We start from the raw sequence: 15,437 nt of genomic DNA, 5'->3' as shown, positions 1-15,437 counted from the left end.
ATGAAGCCCTCAAAGAAGGCCCACTCATCGTCGGATATCAGGTTGCGCGCCAAGCCCATCTCCCAAGTAGAGATGAGCTTGAATCATAGGACGCCTGCCAGCGGAATCCCTTTTGTCAACATAACCTAGCAATGACGGCCACCCGGTTCCAGACAGCAGGCTTTTGTCCATACCAGTGCTCGTCGACAATGACAGGGCAGCTGTTTCGCCAGAAAATCGTCTTTTTGTTGACGTGATCCATACCGCGCTTGTCAGAGCGTTCGAAGGGCAAACCCCGCTCGCCCCTGACGCATTCGTCGTGAACCTCTCGATTGGCATCGTGAACGGGCACTTTAACGGTCGCTTGAGCGCGTTGGCCCGATTGCTCGATTGGTGGGCCTATCGCGCGGGAGTCCTCTTTGTCGTATCGGCTGGAAATGTAGACAGCCTACTGACTATCCCCGGAATCAACGCGACCGCGTTCGAAGATTCAGTAATTGAAGCCCGACAGGCTTTAGTCAGCGAGGCTCGGCTGGCTCAACGACACAGTCGTACGCTGTTGGCCCCCGCAGAGGCCATGAACGTCCTGACAGTGGGCGCCGCGTCGATCACTGGTGGCACAGGGCGGGCGGGCGCTCTGCCTACCGGCGTACTTCCCGTCCATGATCAAGCCGCGATGGTTCCTGCGGTTTCGTCAGCCGCTGGTCCGGGAGCCTACCGAGCGATCAAGCCCGATGTATTGGCTGTGGGCGGGCGTCATGATGTGCGCATTTCTTCCGCCGGCGGGGACCTAAATCTGCGCGTCGCAAGCGCGCTTCCCACGTCCGGCCTGCTTGTTGCCGCGCCAACACAAGCCGGCGGGGCTACGGGACTTCGAGCTTGGGCGTGCGGCACAAGTTGCGCCGCTGCGATGACCACGAGATCCATTTTACATGCGGCCGCAGCCCTTACGGGGCCGGACGGTGCCTACAATGGGCAGGAGATTCCCCGGCGTGACATGGCGCTTCTGACGCGAGCCCTCACAGTGCATTCGGCACGCTGGCCGGAAAGCGCGCGCACACATCCCAGCTCTCAAATGGCGTCTGGCCGTCATTTCGAACATGCCGACGCGGAGGTGCTTTCTGCATATGGCTATGGCCTCGTAAGCGATGACCTTATGAGCGAAGGGCCTCCGAAGGGTACGACGCTAGTAGGTCTTGGGACTGTTCGTAAAGATGGCGCCCGAGTATTCGAGCTGCCGCTTCCACAGTCATTATCGAATGACCGGGTCCACCGGTCCTTTTTGGTTACGCTGGCTTGGTTCTCTCCCGTAGATATTTCGCGCGCTAGGTATCGTCTCGCTCAACTTGAGGCCGTCGCCGCAGATGATAGCGATGAACCTGATACTGAATGGCGCCTCAAGATGAAGGGTGATGCGCCAAGTTCGAATGCCATTGCCAAAGGAACCGTGTGGTCGCGTCGGTTGAAGCACGCGCGGGTATTGGCACCCACCTTCGGTGCTGACGCAATCATACCGATCCGCGTACAGTGCAGCGACTCATCTGGCGGCGGGTTAAGTCCTGACGATGATATTCGTTTTGCAATCGCAGTAACACTACAGCTGGCGATCGATACTCGATACGACATACAAGCAGAGATTGAGAACCGCCTACGAATACGGCAAGCCCAATAGACCTTGGGATACTGGACACAATAGGTGCCGGCCGGCGCGTCTCGCTAGACGAATGTCCGATCCGATGAAATGCTGCGAGTGCCACGTCGCACCGCCATCAGACGGCCGTCCGCCCTCGGCTACCGGCGTGGCCGTATGCCTCGACCGGCCGCCTTCCACCCTGCATGCCTAAACAACCGGCCATCGCACTACCCCCAAACCGCCAGATTCGGCTGCACCACTTCATCGCAGAACCGCCGGAAGGTCAGCACGTTCGCGTGTCCGGCGTATTCGGTCTCTTTGGTGTCCATAAGGCTCTCGGGGATCACCAGTTGTACGCCGATGCCTGCCATGTCCTGAATGGCATTGCCCGCGATGTTTTCATCGACCGTGGTCAGGTAGAGCCTGCGCTCGCCTTTCTCCCGCTCAACCTGCTTCCAGCGTTCGCGCAGGGTGGTCTTCGCACTCAGTATCAGACCGGTTGCGGCGATGACTTCGCCGCTGCTGATGAAGGCCAGTGAGGGAAGAATGAAATCAGGGCGCTTCTTCGCCTCGATTACGACCTGTTTTTCGAACGGGATTTTTCCCCCACTCAGCATCGCTTCAATATGGTGTTCGTAGGAGGAGCCAGCCCTGGATTTCCGCTGCTGGCTGGCCGACAGCATCAGCGCGTCGATCCGGGGCAGTTCATTGATCAGCTGACGGATGATATCCGCGATGGTCATGTCGCGCGGTGCGTCGCCAAGGACGATGCGTACCAGCTCGACGGCCCTCTCGCGGCGCTGGAAGTCTCGGAACATATCCCATTCGATACTGCGGCTGATCTCGCGGAGCGCATTGCCCGGGCGTTCGATGGCAAAGGGATCGAGGCTGTTCAGTCCGTAGATCTCGAGGTAACGGTCGCGCGCCAGCCCGGCCAGTTCTTCGGTTTTCGGCATGGCAGCACGGGCAAGGCCGAACTCGACGATCGTACCAGCCTTCCAGGCCGCGATCAGTTCTTCCGCGAAATCAAGAACCCGGTCCTGTTCCTTTGCCCTGACCTCAGCGGGTTCAAACTCACCAATCAGGAAATCCGGTGTGATGTCGAGCTGCAGGAGAACCAGATCCGCTTCCTCGCTGGCGGAATCAATGGTCAGGCATTCGTAAACAGTATCTTCGCCCTGCCGATACCGCCCCAACATCAGGAAAGAAGCCGGCGAGAGATGCTCAAAGCACTCTTTCGGCAGGCGCGTCATATGCGTCTCAGGGCCCTTACTCGTATAGTGTACGATCCGGGTATGTTTATTGCGCTCATCGCCTGAAGCCTGTGGCCAGAGCGTATCGAACCAGGCCTCCCGGATCGGGGCCGCATCCGGGTCTTTGCGCGGTTTGACCTCCAGCGGTGGAAAAAATCCGCCCTCGCGCTGTTCCGCCGGAATATAAACCCCGGCCTGGTGCTTGTTGGCATAACGCGCCCAGTCACGATCATTGTTCGAGAGCTTCTTGACTAAAACCCGCTCAGCCCGGCTCAGCAGGTCCGTCAGAAGCCCGGCCTGACCGCCGCCGTCCTCGTCAAAATCGAAAATACCTTGCTCGCTCAAATCTGGCCGCCTGTTTCTGTATGCTGACCTTCGAGATCCAGCCGTTGGTCGCCAGAACATATCCATAGGGCGAGGGAGTCAATCACCGCCTCCGACGGCAACCTGCCGCGCCCCTTCAGCGCACATTCCCAGACCGTCGCAACACGCCAGCCGGCAACAATCAGCATGTCGATATTCCGGGCGTCCCGCTCGATGTTGCCGGTGATCTTGGCGCGCCAAAAATCCTGCCGTGTTGCGGGCCATCGAAAAAGTGGGCAAGCGTGCCCATGCCAGAAGCAGCCGTTCACAAAGATCACCGCATCATGCTTTGCCAGCACGATGTCTGGTCTGCCCCGCAGTTTCCGGTCGTGGAGACGGTAACGGTAACCAAGTGCATGAAGCCCGCGCCGGATCAGCATTTCCGGTTTGGTATCAGCCCCCTTGATTGCCGCCATGTTTCTGCTGCGGGTTCTGCTGTCGTGAACGTCAGCCAACTTTCTTAAGCGGTTCAGCTCTCGTCAGTGCGAGGATATGTGGTGCCATGACTTTTGCCACCTCGGCAAATACAGGCACGGCCACCGAGTTGCCGAATTGCTTGTAGGCCTGAGTGTCAGACACCGGAATCCGGAAGTCATCGGGGTAGCCCATCAGCCGCGCACATTCACGAGGCGTGAGGCGTCGCGGATTGTTGCCTTCGCCCCGACTGATCAGAATCTCGGAACCGTCTTTGTAATAGCGGGCCGACAACGTGCGCGAGATACTGTCACCATCGACCATGCCAAAGCCGAACCCATTCCCCTTGGCCTTATGCTTTGCAGCATAGCCTTGCAGATAGGCCCAAAGTTTGTCGGTCAGGGTGTATTTATCGCTGACCACAGCATCCGGCCCGACGGTGAAATGCCCCTCGGGCTGTTCCGTGCCATTTTCAGGGTGCAGAACATGGCGCATCCGCTTGGTCCCGTAGGTCGGAAGATGCACGTCATCGAAGCTGAACCCGGTCGCTTCACGGAAGCCGACCATCACAATCCGTTCGCGATGTTGCGGTACGAAATGCCCGGCATCAATGATCCGGGTCTCCAGCGTGTAACCGAGTTCCTCGGTCAACTTGCGACGGATCACCTCGAAGGTGCGGCCTTTATCGTGGCTTTTCAGGTTCTTGACGTTCTCCAGCATGAAGGCCGCAGGACGGTGGTGCATGAGGATGCGTAGCACATCGAAGAACAGCGTTCCCTGGGTCTCATCGTTAAAGCCATGCGCGCGGCCGAGTGCGTTCTTCTTGGACACCCCGGCGATCGAGAAGGGCTGGCAGGGAAAGCCCGCAACCAGCACGTCATGCGCAGGGATGTCCTCGGCGTCTACCTCCCGGATGTCGCCCACCGGAAGCCGGTTGTCAGGAAAATTCGCCATATAGGTCTGCTGGGCGTATTTGTCCCATTCAGAAGTGAAGATGCAGCGCCCACCCGCGCTCTCCATTGCCCGCCGCAGGCCGCCGATCCCCGCGAACAGGTCGATGAACGTAAAGGTCTTTTCCGCATCGCCTGCATCCCTCCGCCGCTCGATCTCCAGGTTCAGAAGGCGGATCACGCTGTCACGGGGGATTTCCTCACCGCGTTTCCAACGATAGATGTGTCCTTCTGAATAGCCAAGCACGCGCGCAGCCTCAGGGACAGAGTATCCGGCCTGCGCCAGAAGTGTGGAAAAGTCAGCCTGCATATGTCAATGCACCTCCGGGAATTATTCTGACACAGTGTCTATATGAGTCACCTTAATCAAGAACAAACGACGAATTTGTACGGCTTTTCTCGCTGTCCAGCCCGTCGGATTGCTCCGATCAGGCCTATGCCTCCTGCGGGGCGGGTTCGCGCTGCAAATGCCGGGAACTCCATGTCCTGCCATCAGGGATAGCGACTGCCACCCCTGCCTTCCCCTACTAGGGGGGTACCAAGCGTTCCCTGCGCAGACCGGACTTAGGCGCCAGGCGCAGTGAATAACAATTCTCCGCCCTTTTAGCCGATCTGAAGAAAAGCGTCACACAGGGGCAAACCGTCGCCCGCTATGAATGCTTCGCTCCCAGCAGCATCGTGAGGCGTGATACGGCGGTCCAAGTCAATAGTCGACGAGGTAACGCTTCTTTAGAGGCCACAGGCCGCGCGCGGCACTATCACTTTTCAATTCAATAGTTTGGATGGAGAGGGTTCGTTGCAAGAGGCAATTTCTGTGATCAAAAAGGCAGAACTATCTGCTTCTTTTCAACTGACTTGACACCCGTCGCTGCGCCGTTTAGCGACGCCGACCCTGCGGAGCACAAGGAATTTCAGCATGGCGCAAAGATCGCTAGGGCTTGGGGTGGATTTCGGGACCTCAAACACCGCCGCAGGCTACTTCCGCGATGAGCGTCCGCATCTCATCCAGTTCGCGCCGGGCCAGAACACGATTCCGACGACCTTCTTCTTTGACTATGACGCGCGCCGGATGCTGATCGGCGAAGCCGCCAATCACGCGCTGCTCGCAGGCGCCGAAGGGCGCTTCATGAGGGCGCTGAAGCGCATCCTTGGCACCAGCCTTATGCATGAGCGCCGCCAGATCCTGAATGAGCGGGTCACCTTTGTTGACATCATCGCCCGCTTTCTGGCCGAGGTTAAAATGCGGGCCGAGGCCGAGGCTGGCGTCACCTTTGATCGCGTCCTCTCGGGGCGGCCCGTGGTATTTCACGGTGTCGGCGATCCCCGCGAAGCCGCAGCCGAGGCGGATCTTCGCGCCTGCTATCTCGCGGCTGGTTTCCGCGAGGTCGAGTTCATGCCAGAACCGCAGGCCGCCGCTATCGCCAGCGGCGCTTTGGAACAGAAGGGATCGATTGGCCTGATCGTTGATGTGGGCGGCGGAACCTCTGACTTCTCGTTGTTCCAGTCCGACCACGACGGTCTCACCATCCTCGCCAATCACGGCGTGCGCATCGGCGGGACGGATTTCGACCGCTCAATCAGCATCGACCGGATCATGCCGCATCTGGGCAAAGGAACCGAGCTGCGCAAGACCATGGGTCCCGGAAGTTCGCCCGCGCCGAACGCCATCTTCAACGATCTGGCGACATGGGAGAAAATCTCGTTTCTCTACACGCCGCAAAACCGTCGGCTGGTGGCCGAGATGGTTCGGCTGGCGCAAGAGCCAGTAAAGATGGCCCGCTTGGCAAGGGTTCTGGAGGACGAGCTTGGCCATGATCTTAGCTTCGCGGTGGAACGCGGCAAGATCGCCGCCAATGCCGGAGCTGATAAGGCCTCTATCCTGCTTGACGACATAGAGCCAGGCTTGGCAATCCCCCTGTCAGCAGAGGCCTTGGCCGACAGCCTCGCCAGGCATGCTGAGGCACTGGCAGAGGGCGCGCGTGAAACGCTGAAGATCGCTGGCCTGGACATCACCCGTGTTGAGACGGTGGTTTATGTCGGGGGCTCCAGCCTGATGTCGATGGTTTCGAACACCATGAGAGAGCAGTTCCCACATGCCGTTCACTCGTTCAGCGAAGTTTTCACCGCTGTAGCAGACGGGCTGGCCATCGCCGCACAGGCGCCAAGGTAAAAACTGCCGGTTTGGTCTGAGAAATTAGGCGATTTCTGGCAGCTTAGTCCAAGCTGAGCATTAGAGGCCGACTGTGATTCCGCGCTTTTCGTTAAGAAATTCGCGAATGAGGTTGGCAGGTGACGCCGCTACCCCTCACCCCCGCGCTGCATCTTCCACCAGCGGCGATAGGGGCCGTTTTCGCGGATCAGGGTGTCGTGCGGGCCGCGGGCGGTGATCTGACCTTGATCCAGCATCAGGATCTCGTCGGCGGCCTGAACCGAGCTTAGCTTATGGGCGACCATGATCAGCGTGCGGCCCTCTGCCAGACGCGCAAGGGCAAGGCGCAGGGCGCGGTCGGTATGGGGGTCGATGGCCGATGTCGCCTCGTCCAGCAGCACAATCGGTGCGTTTTTCAGGATCGCGCGGGCAATCGAGATACGCTGACGCTCGCCGCCAGAAAGCGTGGTGCCTCCTTCTGCGACCGGCGTGTCGTAGCCCTGAGGCAGAGCTGCGATGAAATCATGCGCCTGTGCTTGGCGCGCGGCGGCGATGATGGCTTCGTCGCTAGCATCCACTGACCCCAAGGCGATGTTGTCGCGGATCGTCCCTGAACAAAGCCACGCGTCCTGAAAAACCACCGTCACCAGATCCGTCAGTTGCGCGGCATCCAGATCGCGCAGATTGACGCCGCCCAGCAAAATCTGCCCCCGTTCCACATCCCAAAAGCGGGCGATCAGGTTCAGGATGGTGCTTTTGCCCGCACCCGAGGGGCCGACAATTGCAGTCGTGGATCGTTCCGGCACGGTGAAATTCGTGTCCCTCAGGGTCGGGCTGCCCGGCGTATAGCCAAAGCTCACTGCTTCGAACCGCAGTGCGAATCCCTCCGGGGTCCGGGGCGTTACAGGTTGCGGCAAAGGTGTCGCGTCCAAGATACGGTCCACGCGGATCAGCGCGGCCTCGGCCAGACGGGCCAGTTCCATCACCGACAGCATCGCCATCAGCGGTGCGTAGAGCGACAGGATCAGCACCAGAACCGCGATCAGCGCCATCGGTTCAATCGCCCCGGCATGAAGCCGCCAGCCGCCAACCGCGATGACCAATGGCACGCCCAGCATCAGAACGACACCCACCAGCACCATCGGCCTGACCAGTTGCACCGTCAGCGTGATCGAGATGTCACGAAATTCCGTAAGCGCCGTGTGAAACCGCGATTCCGCATCAGCCGTGCGGTTGAATGCACGGATCACCGCAAGACCCTGCACATATTCGATCATATCGGCAGAGGCCTGCGCCTGCCGGTCCTGCCGGATCAGGCCCAGACGCGCAAGCCGCTGGCTGGACAGCACGAAAAGCGGCAAAGCCAGCAGGATCGTCACCGTCGCAGTCAGCGCAAGAACCCAATCCTGCAACGCCAGAAAGGCCAACATCGCCAGCGGCAGGCCCAGCGATTGGGCAATCTGTGGCAAGGCGTCGGACATGAAGGAATCGATCACCTGCATATCGGATGTCACGGCGGCCACGCTGTCGCCGTTATGGCGCGACAGATGAAACCCCATCGGCAACCGTCCCAAATGTCGCAGCAGCGTCAGCCGCAACGAATGCGCAGCGCGAAAGCTGGACAGCCATGCAAGCCGCGCCGACAGATAGCCAAAGCCGATCTGTGCCATCAGCGACACAGCCAACGCCAGCGTGATGCCCCCTGCCCGCTCTACGCTGATCGTCCCGCCCGCCGCCAGTTCGGTGATGACCGCAACGACGATAGCGAAGGCTGCCCCAAGCGCCAGTGATTGCAGGAACCGCAGCCCAATGCCTGCCAGCATCATCGGACGCGACGGGCCAAGCAGCGACCAAAGCCTGCACAGACTGCCCCAGTCAGAGCGTGGGATCACAGGGTCGCTCATCCATGCCTCCGTTGCGTCAATTGCGGGTCTTCGTCATCGGATCGGTAATCGCGCCAGAGGCGTGCATAGGCACCGGTCCCCGCCGACAGGCTTGCGTGATCGCCGCGTTCCACAATCCGACCACCTTCGACGACCAGGATTTGATCGGCATGGCGGATCGTGTGCAGGCGGTGGGCGATCACGATCAACGTGCGGCCGCGCGCCAGCGCCGACATGGCCGCGTGAATCGCTGCTTCGTTTTCCAGATCGGTGGCGGCGGTTGCCTCGTCCAGCAAGATCACCGGCGCGTCCTTCAGAATGGCGCGCGCAATTGCCAGACGCTGCCTCTCGCCGCCAGACAGCATGCGGCCCTGCGCACCGATCCGGGTCGCATAGCCTTCGGGCAGCGCCTGAATGAAATCATGCGCCTGCGCCGCGCGGCATGCCGCGATCAGTTCGGCCTCTGTCGCCTGCGGTTTTGCCAGACGCAAATTCGCCTCGACCGTGTCCGAGAACAGGAACGTCTGTTGAAAGACGACGGCAACGGTCTGCATCAACTGATCCACCGCCATGTCACGGATATCGACGCCACCGATCAGGATCTGGCCGTCCTGAATGTCGTGGGTGCGCAAGATCAGCCCGGCAATGGTGCTTTTGCCCGCCCCCGAAGGCCCGACCAGCGCCGTGACCTCGCCCGCCGGCGCGGTGAAGCTGACATCGTGCAGCACCGTCCGGTCGTCATAGCCGAACCGGACATTGCCAAAGGTCACCGAATGATCGCCTAGCGGAAGATGCCGCCCCGTATCGGGCTGGGCAGGTGCGCGCATCAGGCGCAGCACCTCGACCGCGCCCAGCGAGATATGGGACAACTGATGCAGCAGCCCGAACAGTTTCAGCAGCGGGCGGCTGTAATTCGCACCGACGATGACGAAAAACGCAAGCGTCGCCAGATCAAGCTGCCCTGCCTGCATCAGCCAGACACCCACGGTCAGGATCACGCAGATCGACGCCATCGCCAGCGGTAACGCACTGCCGCCCAGCGGCAGATAGCGCAGCGCCCATGCGGTCTGTGCAGCGGCTTGTTCGCGCACTGCATCGCTGGCCCTTGCAAGCGTCAGATCGGTGCGGTTGAAAATCTTGGTAACCGCCATTCCCGCCAGATATTCGACCACCGCCGCGTTCATCTGCGCCTGACTTTTGCGATAGCGTTCGGTCTCGGCCCGCGTGCGCGACATCGCATAGGTGATCGCCACCGCCGCCAGCGGCGTCAGGATGATCGAGGCCAGCGCCATCCGCCAATCGATGACGAACAGCCAGACCGACAAGGCCAGCCAGTTGACGGCGGCGCTTGTGCCTTCGGGAATGGCATGGGCGATCAGCAGTTCAAGCTGTTCAGGCTCATCAATGACCAGCTTCTTTGCCATGCCCGTCGGGCAGTCGGCGAACCAGCCCAAGGGCAGCATCGCCATATGCCGCGCCATCATCAGCCGGATCCGCAGGATGCTGTCAAAGGCCAGTCTGTGCGACAAAGCCATCGCCAGCCCAAAGGTCAGGCCATAAAGGGCCACTGCTGCCAACCCGCCAACCGCAGCCTGAAAAAACAGGCCCGGACTTGCCCGCCCCTCGATCAGCGACAGAACCAGCCGCCACGTGATCCAGACCAGCAACAGTTGAAAAAACACCGATGCCGTCGCCAGCGCGACCGAGGCTGCCAGCTTCCGCCAGTCGCCGCCCAGCCCAAAGCCGATGAGCCGCAGCGCCGCCATCCGTTCGGGGAAGACGCTTTTGTCAGTGCCGGTCTTAGCCATGCCCATAAGCCACATTCCTGCTGGCTGAGGTAACGACCACATGCGGCCGTTGTGCATGTTCCGTGCCCAGATCCACCACCTGCGCGGCGACGCCGAACAGGTTCTGGATCAGCGCAGGCACCACCACCTGATGCGGCGGGCCGTCCGCGCAAACCGCGCCGTCCTTTATCGCGACGATCCGGTCGGCATAAGCGGCGGCGTGGTTCAGATCGTGCAGCACCATGACGATCCCCAAACCGTCCTGCCGGTTCAGCCTTCGCAGCAGCTCCAGAACCTCGATCTGGTGGCCGATATCCAGCCATGTCGTCGGCTCATCCAGAAGCAGCATCCCGCTTTGCTGCGCCAAGGCCATCGCGATCCAGCCACGCTGACGTTCGCCGCCCGACAGGCTGTCGAACGCCCGTCCGGCAAGTGCCGTCAGCCCGGTTTGCTCCAGCGCGTGATCGATCGCGGCTTGATCGCCCCTGCCGGTCCGAAAGAAGCCCCTATGCGAAAACCGCCCATGCGCGACCAGATCGCGCAGCGTCAGCCCATCAGGCGCTTGCGGTGATTGCGGCAGAAAGGCCAGCCTGCGCGACAGCTTGCGGGCGGGCCAGTCGCGGATCGCGCGCCCATCCATGCTGACGCTGCCCTGACTGGGCGCACATAAACCCGCCAGACAGCGCAGAAGCGAGGATTTCCCCGACCCGTTTGGCCCGACGATCCCGGTGATCCCGGTGGGGTCGAAATCCAGACCGACATCCCGCAGGACGGCGCGTCGGCCATATCGCAAGGTCAGATGGCTGGCTTGCAATGTCATGCCCGTCTCCTCGATTGTCGTTGAAGCAGCAAGAGGAAGATCGGGACGCCGATCAGCCCGGTAACGGCCCCGACGGGGATTTCCAGCGGCGGGGCGATAGCGCGTCCGACAACGTCCGCCATCAATGTCACGGCCGCTCCGCTCAGCGCCGTGACCCAGATCAGCGGCGCAATGGCCGCCCCCGTCAAAAGCCGGGCGAAATGCGGCACGACCAGACCGACGAAGCCGATGGGACCGGCTGCGGATACGGCGCTGGCCGCCAACGCCATCGCCAACAGCAGCGCCGCTGGCCGCCAGATCCGCACCTCAAGCCCGGCGCTGCGGGCCTGATCGTCGCCAAAGCGCAACAGGCCCAGCGGACGCACGAAGGCGGGCAGCAGCAGCGCCGCAACGCCGCCGCAAGCCAGCACCGGCCAAAGCTGATCATAGCCCCGCCCGTAAAGCGAACCCGTCAGCCACAGCAATGCCAGCTCGGCCCGACCCGCGCCGAAGCCCACGATTACCGCCATGACCAGCGCATTCAGCGCCATACCAAAGACCACACCGCCCAGAACCAGACGCCGCGGATCGCCGCTGCCTCCGCAGAGCCACAGGATCGCCGCGCCTGCGGCAACCGCACCGCCAAACGCCACCAGCGGCACGCCAAGGCTGACCGACAGCGCGCCATGCGACAACAGCAGCGCCGCGACGACCGCAAGGCTTGCCCCGGCGGACACGCCCAGGACGCCCGGCTCGGCCAGCGGGTTGCGCAGAACGATCTGCACGATCAGCCCGGCCAGCCCGAAATTCGCCCCGACCGCCAGCGCCAGGAACAGGCGTGGCAGACGTAAATGCCAAAGGATTTGCAGCGCCGCCGGATCGCCCCTGCCGGTCAGCACCGCGAACGGGTCCACGGAAGCCGCGCCCAATGTCAGCGACAGGATCGCCAGAAACGCAATCAGGACCAGCAACGAAAGGCCGATCAGAGCAACGCGCCCGCTCATCGCCCGACCCTCAGGCCGTTGCGGAAGAGCAGCAGGAACATTCCCGCGCCGATCAGGATGGCGGGGATGCCGGTCGGAATCTCGGTCGGGAAGATGAGACGTGAGGCAGCCAGTGCATCGGCCACCGACAGGATCGCCGCCCCGGCAAGCGCACTGGCCGGGATGAGCAGACGATGCGAAACCGCCCCACCAAGCCCCATCCGCGCCACATGCGGGGCCAGCAGACCGATGAAGCCGATCGGCCCGCAGGTCGCAACGCAACCCGCCGTCAGCACGACGCTGCACAGCCCGAAGATCAGCCGCCAGCGCCCGGCATGAAGCCCGATCCCCCGCGATGTATCGTCATCCAGCAGCAGCAAATCCAGCCGCCGCGAGGTGAGCCAGACCAAGACCAGAACCGGCAGCACCATCGGCCACAGATGACCCACATCCTGCCATGTCCGATTGGCCAGACCGCCCACCAGCCAGAACCACGCGCTGTTCATCGAGGTCGCGCCCAGAAGCAGCAGCACATTGATCCCCGACAGACAGAAGGCCGCAACCGCGACACCCGCCAGAATCAGATGCGCCGGATTGAACCCGCGCTGCGCGGCAAGGGCGAAGGTCAGCGCTCCGCTTAGCGCCCCGCCGACCGTGCCCAGAACCAGCAATCCCGCCTGCGAAACGCCCAGCAGCGTAAAGCCCAGAACCACCGCGAAGGCCGCGCCTGCCGTCACCCCGGTCAGCCCCGGATCGGCCAGCGGATTGCGGGTGATCGCCTGCATCAACGCCCCGGCGACACCAAGCGCCGCACCCGCCAGAACCGCCATCACCGCGCGCGGCAGACGCAACTGACGCACGGCAAATCCGGTATCCGTCACCTCGGCCCGGTCCAGCAACGCGGTGGGCAGATCGGCCAAGCCTGTCGCGAACCGCCCCTGTGTCAGCGTCAGCACCGCGCAGACAAGGATCAGCAACAGGGTCAGCAGAAAAAACGGCAGTATCAGGCGCTGTTTCGGATCGTCCGGCGTCATGCAGGGTCAGTTCTCGAAACGCAGCGGCTCGGCGCGGACCTGATCGGGAAGGGCGGGATCTGCGAAGACATCAGGATACAAAAGATGCGCCATCTCCTGCAAAATGATCTTGCGCGCGACCGGCCCTGCGGGTTGCGAATACTGATAGCCTACATGCCACGCCCGCCCTTCGCGCACGGCGCGCAAACGGCGCAAGGCGGGGTGATCGGGATAGGCGTTACCCTCGGCCCGGAAGACGATCAGCACATCGGGATCCTGCGCCAGAATGTCTTCATAGCTGACCGGACCGCCAAAATTCTCGGGCAATTCCGGCGTCGGATTGCTGCCCATCGTGTTTCGCACCTTCAGGGGGCTAAAGAACGACGCAGGCATGACGTGGTCGTAATAGGCGTAAAGCGTGTCCTGCCACAGCCAGACGAAAACCGCCGAAACGCCCCCCGGCGCCTGTTCGGCCATCTGCGCCTTCATCTGCTCGAACTCCGCATTCAGCTTTTCGCCCGTCCCAACAGCGCCAAGCGCCACCGCGACTGACGACACCGCCCGCGTGGAATCCGCCTCGGTCAGCATGTCATAGGCGATATAGGGGGCAATCGGAGCGAAGGAATCCGCCCAGGGCTCGGTATAGCGGCGGATGCCGATGATCAGGTCGGGCTGAAGTTCGGTCAGACGCTCAAGATTGGGCTGCGGCTCGATCCCCAGATCGGCCATCGTGTCGGGGCGCGCGCCCAGATAGGCGGGCAACTGGCCGTTATAGGTCGTCGTCCCCACCGCGCTTTTGCCCAATGCCAGCATCATATCCGCACCGAACACGCCCAGCGACGCGACGCGCTGCGGTTGCTGGGCGATCTGAACCACCTCACCGCGATCATCGCGCACTTCGGCAAAGATATCTTGTGCCGAAACCGGCAAAGCCAGCCCCACCAAGAGGGCTGATAGAAGAATGCGAATAGGGGATGACATCTTGGCCTCTGAACAACGGATGGGACGGGGCGACCCGCCGCGACGAAACAGAGGAAAGAGCGGGTTTTCAAGCCCCCGCCCAAGGATCGGGCAGAATACTGATAATAATAGTCAGAATCTCGAAAGCCTTCGCGGAACCGTGCTGATATTCCATGCGGACAGGCGCTTGTGGAACTGTGTCCTATTGCCATGCCCTTGCACGAAACATATAGTCTCCGCAGGCAGATCCAGATGCGTCCGATGCCGCTCGGCTGGTCCGAAATGACCACGAAAAGCTGATCCGGGCCACCAGACAGCCCTTCCCATGACACACAGGAGGTCGGCTTGGAGACCATCAACTATCGCGGGTTGGAAGTCGTTCTGGCAAAACTGGATCTGGATCAGGGCGCAAGCTGGACCAGCGCCCCGAAGCCCGGATTGTGGGCATCGGTGCTGGTTCAGGGTGAAATCGATATCACGTCCGAGAATGTCGGCAGCGGCACATTCCGCAGCGGCGATTGCCATTGCCATTTCGTCGATTCGGCTGCCGAAACGCGGCACCTGACCGAACAGAAAACCAATCTTGCGGGCATCTTCATCCGCGTCCACCCCGATGAAATCGATGCCCTTCTGGGCGAGGAATGGGCCGCCAGCTATATCAGCCATCCGTTCCGGGACCACGTCTGCAACGGCGATCCCACGATTTCGGCGCTGGCGTGGCAGATGCTGGGCTGCCCGATGACATCGACGCGGCGACAGCTTTACATCACCGGCAAGGCGCTGGAGCTTCTGTCCCTGCTCACCCCGCATGACACGGCGGAGACGACGGGCAACTCTCCGCTGGCCGCCCGCTCGTTCGAGGTCAAGCGCGTCCACGACGCCCGTGCGATGCTATTGGCGGATCTCCAAAACCCGCCCGCGATCCCGGACCTTGCACGTGAGGTCGGCCTGAACGCCCGCCGCCTGAGCGAGGTGTTCCGCGAAGTGTTCGGTGCCACACCCTATGCCTTGCTGAAGGCCACCCGGCTGGATCATGCGCGCCTGTCGCTGGAATCGGGCGCGCTGACCGTCGCGCAGATCGCCCATCGCTACGGCTATCAGCCCGCCCATTTCTCGACCGAGTTCAAACGCCGCTTCGGGGTCGCCCCGGCAGCCCTGCTGCGGCGCGGACGCCCGGCGGGAATGCGCCACTAACAGGGGCCGCACAGGGGCGTCAGAGACCCTTCGCGCAAATCCGAAAGAAATAGTCGGAAATACCGAACGCTGCCACA

At 61.8% G+C, this 15,437-nt stretch carries 12 protein-coding genes; 3 read left to right on the top strand and 9 right to left on the bottom strand.

Going from position 1 to position 15,437, the window contains the following annotated elements:
- The first annotated feature begins 175 nt into the window (after positions 1 to 175).
- A complete protein-coding gene (locus JJJ17_RS18270; RefSeq protein ID WP_200689058.1) occupies positions 176 to 1,651 on the top strand; it encodes a S8 family serine peptidase in 1,476 nt (491 codons plus the stop codon).
- 188 nt (positions 1,652 to 1,839) lie between these two features.
- Here JJJ17_RS18270 and JJJ17_RS18265 read toward each other — a convergent pair whose 3' ends face one another.
- From JJJ17_RS18265 to dcm, 3 genes are read right to left on the bottom strand one after another with little or no spacing between them, the layout of a single operon-like run.
- Entirely contained in the window at positions 1,840 to 3,210 is a 1,371-nt protein-coding gene (locus JJJ17_RS18265; protein ID WP_200689054.1) for a type II restriction endonuclease, read from the bottom strand.
- The gene (locus tag JJJ17_RS18260; protein WP_325168836.1) at positions 3,207 to 3,644 is read right to left on the bottom strand and encodes a very short patch repair endonuclease; all 438 of its coding nucleotides are present in this window, start codon (positions 3,642 to 3,644) and stop codon (positions 3,207 to 3,209) included. Before JJJ17_RS18260 ends, JJJ17_RS18265 begins: the two co-directional genes overlap by 4 nt.
- A gap of 31 nt (positions 3,645 to 3,675) precedes the next feature.
- Positions 3,676 to 4,902, bottom strand: a complete 1,227-nt coding sequence (dcm, locus tag JJJ17_RS18255) for a DNA (cytosine-5-)-methyltransferase (RefSeq protein ID WP_200689042.1) — start codon at positions 4,900 to 4,902, stop codon at positions 3,676 to 3,678.
- Between the two features lie 606 nt (positions 4,903 to 5,508).
- On the opposite strand from dcm, the gene JJJ17_RS18250 reads away from it, so the two are divergent.
- Positions 5,509 to 6,762: an Hsp70 family protein gene (locus JJJ17_RS18250; protein ID WP_200689041.1), complete on the top strand. Its 1,254-nt coding sequence runs from the start codon at positions 5,509 to 5,511 to the stop codon at positions 6,760 to 6,762.
- A gap of 128 nt (positions 6,763 to 6,890) precedes the next feature.
- On the opposite strand, the gene JJJ17_RS18245 is transcribed toward JJJ17_RS18250, so the two are convergent.
- Genes JJJ17_RS18245 through JJJ17_RS18220 form a run of 6 tightly spaced genes read right to left on the bottom strand, consistent with a single transcriptional unit; the run spans position 6,891 to position 14,187 of the window.
- Positions 6,891 to 8,645 (bottom strand): ABC transporter ATP-binding protein, encoded by a 1,755-nt coding sequence (locus tag JJJ17_RS18245; protein ID WP_200689040.1) that lies wholly within the window; start codon positions 8,643 to 8,645, stop codon positions 6,891 to 6,893.
- Positions 8,642 to 10,432, bottom strand: a complete 1,791-nt coding sequence (locus JJJ17_RS18240; RefSeq protein WP_200689039.1) for an ABC transporter ATP-binding protein — start codon at positions 10,430 to 10,432, stop codon at positions 8,642 to 8,644. The genes JJJ17_RS18245 and JJJ17_RS18240 overlap by 4 nt, the downstream gene beginning before the upstream one ends.
- Positions 10,425 to 11,231, bottom strand: coding sequence for an ABC transporter ATP-binding protein (locus JJJ17_RS18235; RefSeq protein ID WP_200689038.1), 807 nt, complete (start codon positions 11,229 to 11,231; stop codon positions 10,425 to 10,427). Before JJJ17_RS18235 ends, JJJ17_RS18240 begins: the two co-directional genes overlap by 8 nt.
- Positions 11,228 to 12,214 carry a FecCD family ABC transporter permease gene (locus tag JJJ17_RS18230; protein WP_200689037.1) on the bottom strand — a complete coding sequence of 329 codons (987 nt, stop codon included), beginning with the start codon at positions 12,212 to 12,214 and terminating at the stop codon, positions 11,228 to 11,230. The genes JJJ17_RS18235 and JJJ17_RS18230 overlap by 4 nt, the downstream gene beginning before the upstream one ends.
- Positions 12,211 to 13,227, bottom strand: coding sequence for a FecCD family ABC transporter permease (locus JJJ17_RS18225; RefSeq protein ID WP_200689035.1), 1,017 nt, complete (start codon positions 13,225 to 13,227; stop codon positions 12,211 to 12,213). The genes JJJ17_RS18230 and JJJ17_RS18225 overlap by 4 nt, the downstream gene beginning before the upstream one ends.
- A gap of 6 nt (positions 13,228 to 13,233) precedes the next feature.
- Positions 13,234 to 14,187, bottom strand: a complete 954-nt coding sequence (locus JJJ17_RS18220; RefSeq protein ID WP_200689033.1) for an ABC transporter substrate-binding protein — start codon at positions 14,185 to 14,187, stop codon at positions 13,234 to 13,236.
- A 324-nt stretch (positions 14,188 to 14,511) separates the two neighbouring features.
- On the opposite strand from JJJ17_RS18220, the gene JJJ17_RS18215 reads away from it, so the two are divergent.
- Entirely contained in the window at positions 14,512 to 15,360 is an 849-nt protein-coding gene (locus JJJ17_RS18215) for a helix-turn-helix transcriptional regulator (protein ID WP_200689031.1), read from the top strand.
- Positions 15,361 to 15,437 lie beyond the last annotated feature (77 nt).

The sequence above is a fragment of the Paracoccus caeni genome, from assembly GCF_016629665.1.
Classification (GTDB): Bacteria; Pseudomonadota; Alphaproteobacteria; order Rhodobacterales; family Rhodobacteraceae; genus Paracoccus; species Paracoccus caeni.
This window is presented reverse-complemented; position numbering and strand designations above follow the sequence as displayed.